The organism is Halobacillus sp. A1-3 (genome assembly GCF_050971765.1).
Taxonomy (GTDB): Bacteria; Bacillota; Bacilli; order Bacillales; family Halobacillaceae; genus Halobacillus; species Halobacillus mangrovi_B.
In genome coordinates, this window is sequence record NZ_JBPCEO010000001.1 from 351,829 (window position 1) to 361,328 (window position 9,500).

Annotated in this window: 8 protein-coding genes; all 8 read right to left on the bottom strand. The window is 44.6% G+C overall.

Annotated elements, in window-relative coordinates:
* Positions 1–47 precede the first annotated feature (47 nt).
* Complete coding sequence (locus ACRYKC_RS01645) at positions 48–791, bottom strand: hypothetical protein (protein ID WP_433804907.1); 744 nt, start codon at positions 789–791, stop codon at positions 48–50.
* A gap of 367 nt (positions 792–1,158) precedes the next feature.
* A complete protein-coding gene (locus tag ACRYKC_RS01650) occupies positions 1,159–1,848 on the bottom strand; it encodes an LrgB family protein (protein ID WP_433804908.1) in 690 nt (229 codons plus the stop codon).
* A complete protein-coding gene (locus ACRYKC_RS01655) occupies positions 1,845–2,210 on the bottom strand; it encodes a CidA/LrgA family protein (RefSeq protein ID WP_433804909.1) in 366 nt (121 codons plus the stop codon). The genes ACRYKC_RS01650 and ACRYKC_RS01655 overlap by 4 nt, the downstream gene beginning before the upstream one ends.
* A gap of 272 nt (positions 2,211–2,482) precedes the next feature.
* Complete coding sequence (locus ACRYKC_RS01660) at positions 2,483–4,060, bottom strand: FMN-binding glutamate synthase family protein (RefSeq protein ID WP_433804910.1); 1,578 nt, start codon at positions 4,058–4,060, stop codon at positions 2,483–2,485.
* A 12-nt stretch (positions 4,061–4,072) separates the two neighbouring features.
* A complete protein-coding gene (locus ACRYKC_RS01665) occupies positions 4,073–6,562 on the bottom strand; it encodes a cbb3-type cytochrome c oxidase subunit I (protein ID WP_433804911.1) in 2,490 nt (829 codons plus the stop codon).
* Positions 6,563–6,577: 15 nt separating this feature from the next.
* Positions 6,578–7,279: a cytochrome c oxidase subunit II gene (gene coxB, locus ACRYKC_RS01670; RefSeq protein ID WP_433804912.1), complete on the bottom strand. Its 702-nt coding sequence runs from the start codon at positions 7,277–7,279 to the stop codon at positions 6,578–6,580.
* A gap of 299 nt (positions 7,280–7,578) precedes the next feature.
* Positions 7,579–8,448, bottom strand: a complete 870-nt coding sequence (locus ACRYKC_RS01675; protein WP_433804913.1) for an alpha/beta fold hydrolase — start codon at positions 8,446–8,448, stop codon at positions 7,579–7,581.
* 161 nt (positions 8,449–8,609) lie between these two features.
* A complete protein-coding gene (locus tag ACRYKC_RS01680; RefSeq protein WP_433804914.1) occupies positions 8,610–9,395 on the bottom strand; it encodes a halocin C8 precursor-like protein in 786 nt (261 codons plus the stop codon).
* Positions 9,396–9,500 lie beyond the last annotated feature (105 nt).

Genomic DNA, 9,500 nt, shown 5'->3' on the forward strand with positions numbered 1-9,500 from the left:
TTCTTTAACAACAAAGACCTTCCCTTATAAAAAGGAAAGGTCTTTGATTATCCCTCCATCCAATATGGAGACTTTTTGAATGCTTTATAAATCGTTTCTTCATAATCTCGGTTGATGGTAAGATCGGGATGATAAGCTGGTGCTTTCACGAATGATTCTTTTTCTACAGAAATATGGAGGCTCTTATCAGCCCAGTCCATATCCGTAATCCAGTCCGTAGATACCAGTACCTTCTTATCTTCTTCAACCTCGGAGCGTATGACTACATAACGGACTTTCCAAGTCTCGTCATCTATGAGAAAACTATCGACTTCGCCAGCTTCTCCATTATAAGTAGAAACCCGATATCCTATAACCTCAGAAGTCTTTCTAACATGATATTCTTCTGCTTCTTCTTCCGTCATTTCCTGGATTTCCTGCTGCACCAGCTCTGATGGGTAAAAGCCTGGACCCCATATTCCTGGTTCTCCCCAATAATTTCCCCAGCCAAAGAACTGGTTCATTCTTGCTTCCTGGGCGCGGGATACAGGCTGCTCTGTATCAATATCAGGACTATCTTTCACCTGCTCCTTCGTCAGCCCGACAGAGATATGATCTGCCTGGTGACTGATGTTTTCAATGGAAATGGGTGATAGCAGCACTTTTCTCCCTGGCAGCCACTTCCGCGTATCCGCTACAAGGTAACGGACCGCCCACTTTTCGTCATCGAATAAAAAGGCATCAACCTGGCCTAGTTCATCATCAGTTGCATGAATGCTATAACCTTCTATATATTTTTCATTATGAAGCATTCGATCCCTCCTCCCTTTCAAGACTGATTCCCAAAATTTAATAAACCTACACCCCTCTCCAAACGTTCCAGTCCTATTATTCTCATCGAACGGACAGGGCACAGGCTGGGATGAAAAGGTTTGGCACACAAAACAATCAGAATTGATACAGCGGGTGAAGGACAGAAAAATGATTAATTAAATGCATCTCATTCCGTTCATAACTTGGAATACTATCAAATAGCAACCGAAATCAAAAGCTTTTTAAGAAGCAAACAGCAACAGAGCTCTCTTTCCTGATGGCTCTTACCTGATACGCGCAAGAAGTATTTAAACAAAATAAAGCTCTGATCCTAAGAAAAGGACCAGAGCTTTATTTAGGTGGTACCTACAAAAGCAACAGGGTCAGTCCAGGCGCCACAATCGATACGATTACCGCACTCAAGACCATCGCAACGGTACTGATCGATCCTTCCAGCGCATCCCGTTCCATCGAAGCCGCTGTACCGATCGCGTGGGAAGCACTGCCCATCCCTACTCCGCGACCTACACTGTGCGTCAGACCACTGTAGCGCATGACAAGCGGGTGAATCAACATCCCGCCGATCCCTGCAATCATGACAAACACCGCGGTGAGCGGCATCACCCCTCCGGTCGATTCAGAGATCGACATCGCCACAGGTGTCGTGACCGACTTCGGCACAATCGAATGGATGATTAGATTGCTGAACCCTGCCCATTTACTAAGCAAGAGCCCGGAACCGATTCCAACAACGGCGCCGACCACCGTTCCCGTGACAATCGGAATGAACATCTCCTGCAAAACCTTTCTATACTGATAAAGCGGATAGGCAAGCGCCACAACTGCCGGACCTAAGAGACGATCGATCCACTTGCCGCCGATCATATAGGTTTCATAGGGAACTTGAAAAAGCAGCAAGAAGACGATCACTACCAAAGTCGAGATAATAACTGGGGTCGTGTAGATTCTGCGATGTTTCCGATAAAGATGGAGAGACGCGATATACGAAACAATGGTGAGCACCATCATAGCCAAAGCCAACAGGATCTGACTCATGCCTCTTCCCTCCTTCTGACCATCCACTGGGTCACAAGTCCAGCCAACGCCATTACAAGCACCGTGCTCAACAGACCGATTCCAATGAGCAACATGCCTTTTCCTTTAAACACATACGCATAGCTGATGATCCCGACTGTCGCTGGTATAAAAAAGAAAGGCAGGTTTCGGACCATGAACGTAATTCCTCTCTGCAAGAGCCATTCTGGAATCACTTTAAAAGAGAGTAAAATAAACAGTAAGATCATTCCGATGACACTGCCGGGGATGAAGAGGTCAAACACACTTTGTATCCCTTTGCCGATTAAATAGATTCCATACAATAGTGCAATTTGTATAGGTATGATGATTCCGTTATGCAATATGAATCCTTCTTTCTATTGAAAATGCCAGATGAGGCCTATCATTTTTATTTTCCTCACTATGATAACTCTATTTCCAATAGATTTACAGGGGTAAAAACAGGACTGGAACCCTTGAGAGAGAACGGATTTAAAGCTTTCCTAACAGAAAGCGATTACATTTATTCACATTATCGCTCTTCCTACACAGTCTCATAAAAAAATAAATCCTCCGATTCGATCATCGAAGGATTTTGTACAATTTATTTTCGTTAGCAGCCACTCTTAAACGTTCACACCCAACGATCCACTTCATCGCTTTCCTTGACCACTTTGCGAAAATCAGAGTGATAGACGGTATGTTCTCTCTTAAACTTAGTCGGAGAATCTAAGCCAGCGACTGCGGCCAGGTCGAATAAGCCTTTTCTTAGGGCAATTAAATAATTCGTCACGCGGTATTCTTTTTCTTCGATGACAAGGGCCTGTTGTAACTGTTCATCTGTTGTTGCCACTCCTACGGGGCAGGTGTTCTTATGGCACACCTGAGACATAATGCAGCCGACACTCATCATGAAGCCGCGCGCAATATTAATCAAATCCGCGCCCAATGACAACGCCATCACAATTTTGTCAGGGGTCAGCAGTTTACCTGAGGCAATGATCTTCGTGCGTTCGCGGATGCTGTGTTTCTTCAAGCTGTCGTCCACCATTGGGATAGCGGAAAAGGCCGGCAGACCGACGGAATAAGCGAGCGCGTAATAGGATGCTCCTGTCCCGCCTTCTCCACCATCAACCGTAATAAAGTCGGGCACAATATCTTCCTCCGCCATGGCCGAAATCAACCGCTCTACCTGATGTTCATTTCCTACGACAATTTTGATCCCGACGGGTTTTCCACCAATGGATCTCAATTCATCCAGAAAATGAAGCAATTGTTCTGGCGTATCAATTCCCGGAAAGCGGTTCGGACTATCGATATCCTCCCCAGCCTCTACTTTACGTATTTCCGCGATTTCCTCCGTCACCTTATCGCCATCCACGTGACCTCCGCGGGTTTTTGCGCCCTGGGCCATTTTCAATTCGAACGCTTTAATCTGCTCGTTGGATGCTTTATCTTTAAAATCCTCCCAGGAGAAATCCCCGTCTTTTGTGCGAACACCAAACAGGCCAGGGCTGATTTGCATGATGATATCGACGTCGCCTTTTAAATGATAAGGGGAAACACTGCCTTCACCGGTATTCATCCATGTGCCGCCCGCTCGTCCAAGACCTTTGGATAACGCTGTGATGGCATGGTCGCCAAGAGAACCGAAGCTCATCGCCGATTGCCCAATCAACCCTTTCAAGCGAAACGGCTGATCGACCGTATACTCCCCAAGCACCACACAATCCTCATCATGTAAGTAAACAGGATCAAGCTCCGCTTCGTAACGGTGCTCTTTCCGACTAAACAGCTGCTCCTTATCGATTTCGTAAAGTTTCGTTTGAATCGTTTTGCTTTGATCCATGCGTAATTCTTCACTTTTAACAGGGAACATATCGTTCACCAAATACCAGCCGTCCTGGGTAAAATCGCGTTCTGCTCCGTACCCCATCATTCGCGTATTATACTTACCCGCTTTGTTGACGTATTCAAATTCTTTACGATTAAATGGCCTTCCTTCACGGTCGTTGTGGAAGAGATATTGACGAAGCTCTGGCCCCATCTTCTCAATGATGTAGCGAAACTTCCCCAGGATAGGATAATTCTGTAACACGGAATGCTCGTTTTGTTTCTCATCGTGAATATACAGCCACAATAGTAGACTTAGCGGAACCACAAGCAATAGACCTAATAGAATGACCAAAATGATTAACAGTACGTTTTCCAATCTGCTCAACTCCTATCCTACTAAATATGGTACATAGACGAGGGTAATGATAAAAATCCAGATTACATCGACAAAGTGCCAGTAATAACTAAAGATCGACTGTTTTTCTTCATACAAGCCTTCTGGGAGGGACCGGAAACCTTTTTGTAAGAGCAGGTTTGATAACCAGCCGACTCCGAAAAGCACGTGGGAATAATGCAACCCCACAAGTACATAATAGGAAGCCATAAACACATTCGAATCGATCAAGTAGCCTTCGTGAATATACGTATAAAACTCATGACCTTCCGCCACTAAAAACCCTATACCAAGTAATAAAGTGAGCCACACGCCGCTATTTAACGCCACCTTCTTCCCTTTCTTCAACCCGTACTCAGCGAGAAACATCGTCAGGCTGCTCGGTAACAAAAACAAGGAAGAAATAATGAGGGTTCGTGCCTCAAACACCTCTCCTGGTTTTGGCCCCGTCGGAGCAGGTGTGAACATAATGTACGTAGCAAAAAGAATTAAGAACATGACCGAGTCGATGGCCAAATAACTAAAGAAACCGTTTCGTTTATCCTGAAATAGTTTTTTCAAATCCTCTTTTGTATAACTATTCTGTTTATAGTGCTCAATCCGTTCATCCAAAAACGAACGGAGAAACAATAAACCAACAGCCGCTATAGCAAATACAACGGCCAACCAGTACCACTGATAAATCATTCCAATGCTAAAGAGGAACAGGGCGCACGCCATCAAGACCGGGGTCCAGCTTTTTGCAGGCACGGGACCAGGACGAGAACGTTCTGTGAACGTGATCTCCTCCCCATTTATTTTCGCCTTCCACAAAGGATCCGAAGTCGATACAACGGGTGCTTTTTGAAAGGCTTCCTCAGATGGAGGGGAAGGTACGGACCATTCAAGTGTGCGTCCGTCCCACGGATCGTTGGCAACTGTCTTCGTTGAAGTATGCGTACGATAAAGATTCCAAACGAAAAACAGCATGCCGACCCCCATCAAGAAAGCTCCAACCGTACTCATGGCATTAAACGTAAACACCTGATCCCCTGGTATATACGTGTACGTTCTTCGCGGCATTCCTTGCAGCCCAGAGAAATGCATCGGCAAAAACGTTAAATGAAAACCGACGATGAACAGCCAGAAATGCCACTTGCCGAGTTTTTCATCGAGCCTTTTTCCAAACATTTTCGGATACCAATAATACATCCCTGCGAAGATCCCGAGAATGGTTGCTCCAATAATGGTGTAATGAAAGTGACCAACGACGAAATAACTATCATGAAATTGAAAGTCTGCTGCAGGAATAGCAAGCATGACACCGGTGACTCCCCCCATCACAAAGGTAGGAATAAAACCGAGGGCGAAAAGCATCGGAGTCGTCACTTGAATCCTTCCCCCGCGCATTGTGAATAACCAGTTAAACACCTTAATCCCTGTCGGCACGGCAATCAACATCGTCGTAATCGCAAAAAACGTATTCACCATTGGCCCGAGACCGACCGTGAACATGTGATGGACCCATACCATAAAGCCCAGCAAGCCAATTAATGCGAGCGAAATGACCATGGAGGTGTAGCCGAAAACTACTTTTTTGGAAAACGTAGAGATGACATCTGAAAAAATACCGAACGCAGGCAAGGCTAAGATATACACTTCCGGGTGAGCAAAAAACCAGAATAGATGCTGCCAATAGACCGGATTTCCGCCTTCTCCCATAAAGAAGGTGGTGTTAAATAACCGATCGAACATTAATAAATAAAGACCAGCCGATAAAGCACTGAAGGCAATGATAATTAAGAATGAGGTAATCAAGGTTGCCCAGGGAAACAGCGGCATTTTCGTATATTTCATGCCTGGAGCCCTGTGCCTTGTAATGGTCGATATCAGATTAGCCGCCGCAAGCAGGGTCCCTAACCCTGAGATTTGAATACTAAAAATATAAAACGTGTTTCCCGGATCTTTCGTAAATTCATCAAGAGACAAAGGTGCATAGGCCGTCCACCCGGCTGTTGGGGGAGTGGCAAAGAAGAAAGATAAGTTAAATAAGACCGCCCCACTGAAAAATAGCCAAAAGCTGAGCGAATTCAATAAAGGATACGCGAGGTCCTTTGCACCAATTTGAAGCGGCACCGCAATATTCATCAATCCGATCAAAAGCGGCATCGCCACAAAAAAGATCATGATCGTTCCATGTGTTGTAAATACACCGTTAAATTTATCTTCCTGAATAACCCAGAACTCAAACTGAGGGAAGGCGAGCTGGGTACGAATTAATAAAGCATCGATCCCTCCTCTGAAGAAAAACAGAAGTCCGCTTAAGAGATACAAAATCCCGATTTTCCGGTGGTTCGTTGTTTGGATATAATCAAGAACGAGCGACCATTTTTCTTTTTTCGTGATGTAGTAAAACAGCAAGGTCCCTGCGATTAGCGTAACGATCCATGCGAGTATGACATCCGACTGGTGGTATAACGTGTGCTTGGAAATTCCAAAAAACATGCTTAACCCCCTTCTTTATCCGTCTTCTAACCATTCACGGTATTTCTTTTCCGAGACCACGTAGGTGGTGAAGCGCATTTTCGTATGATATGTACCACAGAACTCAGCGCATTTCCCCATGTAGACACCTTTCTTTACTTTTTCAATCTCGTACACATTGTCCTTGTGAGGGAGCACATCGACTTTACCTCCTAACGATGGCACCCAGAACGAGTGAATCACATCCTTTGATCTTAGTGTGAGGACGGCTGTAGCGCCTTCCGGTAAATACAAATCATCTGAAGTCTTACCGTTCTCATAACGAAACGTCCAGTCATACCGCTTGGCCTCAACTCGCACTTGTACTTCTTCTCCAGTGGAATCTTCGGCTTTACTCATCGCCTCGCTATTGGGCGACTGGTTCATTGTGATTATGATAGTCGGCACAGCTAGAATGATTATGATGAGGATCGGGATTACGGTCCAAGTGATTTCCAGTTTCTTATTTCCTTCGGTTTGCGGCGGTATGTAATCATTTGACCCATCATCCCGGTATTTACTTACAAACCTTGCCATAAGGCCGAATACGGTCAGCAGCACAAGCACCATAATACCGAAACTAAAATAAACCAGCTCCGTCTGAAGCCTTGCTGTTTCACTTTCCGGATCCAGTACGCGTATCCCGCACCCACTCAACAGCATGAGTGAACCGATAAATGGCAGCCAGCGAAGTCTCATAAGTCATCTCCTTTCCTACTAAAACAAGGGTTTAAATGAGAAATGGCCAAGGTGTGTAGTTCCAACACTAATTGGTTTTCGAAACGAGTTCTTTCCTATTTAAATATAGTTTTTTAAAATATATACCCTGGCGTATGTAGACAAAACGCTAAATCTCTTAAGAATTGAAAGGAAAAAATCACAAAAAAGGGGCAACCGTCGATCATGACAGCTGCCCCGGGGACGCGTTCCCATTCCAATGTTAAAAGCGGACCCATCTCCAACAAACTAGCCGCCCCCAACCAGGGACGGCCTGTTTCTCATTCCTTCTCTTTTAAGAAGTCGCGCATGTAACGATTCACCACTTCCGGCTTCTCGTGATGCGGGGCATGGCTGACTCCTTCCATTCGATGAACATTAAGGTCACGGACATAATCGTCCACCCCGTCCAGGTTGCTGTTTTCAAAAGCAGGATCGGCATCGCCCCAAATGATTAACGTTGGTGACTCAAACATTTCATAGGGCAATTCCAGCGGCTTTTTAACATGCTCCTCGAACGGATAGAAAGATGCCGCACGATAATAATTAAGCATCGACTTCATCGCGTCCGGCTCCATCCACGAATCTATGTACTTCTGTTCATCTTCTTTGGACAAATACCCTTTTCTACGTCCAGGTATTGTCATCATTTTTCTTAACCGCTCCGCGTTGTTTTCCAGCAGTTTTTCATGAGAGTCCGGTCGCTGAAAATAGCCCATATAGCTGCTTGCTTCCCGCTGCCCAGGGTTCTCCTCTAGTTCCCGTCTGAATGTGTACGGATGAGGAGCATCGAACATGATCAGCTTCTTAATGTATTCAGGTTCCGTATAAGCGAGTGTCCACGCAATTGCACCGCCCCAGTCATGAGCGACTAATATGCAGTCCTTCTCTCCAAAAGCTTCAATCAGCTGCTTCACGTCCTCTACCAGAATGGACATGTCGTAAGAGGAAACCCCTTCCGGCTTATCTGATAGATTGTACCCTCTCATATCCACCGCAACGACACGATAATCTTTCGAGAATTCTCCGATTTGGTGATGCCAGTTGTACCAGAAGTAAGGGAAACCATGGAGAAACAGCATCAGTTCGCCTTCTCCTTCTGTGACGTAATAAAGATTGACGTCATTGACTTTCACATAGCCTTCTTTCATTATTCCTATCACCCTTTCTTCACATATTTCTATCATCGAGACACTTTACTCTTCTTGCTGTGGATTCGCAATTAGTAGGTATCACATTTTGGAAATTAGGAAATCCAACCTAATATACTCTGTCTGGGAAGGCTAAGGCTTTGTTCTATGTTTGAAATCAACTATCCGCAAATGGCTTCCGTTGCAGCTGCACAGCCAAGACTGCCAATCATACCGCAGACAGCAGCAAGGGCTACACCGCCTACTCCTGAAGTAATTCCGAGCGCTCCTGCGAGAGCGTAACACCCAACACTGCCTCCCGCTCCGCATAAAGCAGTGATCGCGTATTCACAAAAACCTAAGCTTTGCAGTTCGCTTCCATTGGATTGTTTTCCAAGTAATTCTTTAATCTTTCCATTCGCGTCTGTTTGGATTTGTTCTTGAGTAATAGACAGCCCATCCATATCTGTCAGATTCCCGTCTTTATCAACATCAACATTATAAAGCTCTACTTCTTCATCGCCCAACCCATACATCACATTCATATGAAAGCTTCCATCTTCCCCTAACGAATCAGCATACAGACCTTGATCAGAAATGACCGCCTTATTTTTTATATCATAAGTAAACTGAGCATAAACTAAGTGCTCGCTTTGTTCTGCTTGTTCTTTGTTGAAAACAAATTCAATATAAGCAAAGTCGCCATTTGCGCCTTCGACTTTATTGATGACAATATTATGTTGGGAAACCGAGTTGATCTTGGATCTCTTCTTGTATTTTTTATAGGCCGTCGTATGTTTCAAATCATTTCGGATTTGATTGAACTCTTTCTGACTGACATTGGACTCCATGTCTGCAGCAAATTCATCAGCGTGAGCATATACCGTAGCTGAAAAATTAAAGCTGGATATGATTAACGCTATTACTACAACTAAAAACGAAGCAGGTTTAAACAGACGTTTTTTCATCGATTCACTCTCCTATTTCTTCTTGTTATTAAATTTCATCAAAGCCAATGTTCCTAAAAAAATGATGAAAAAAGTGATGACAACTAGTGTCCAGTCCACTACCCT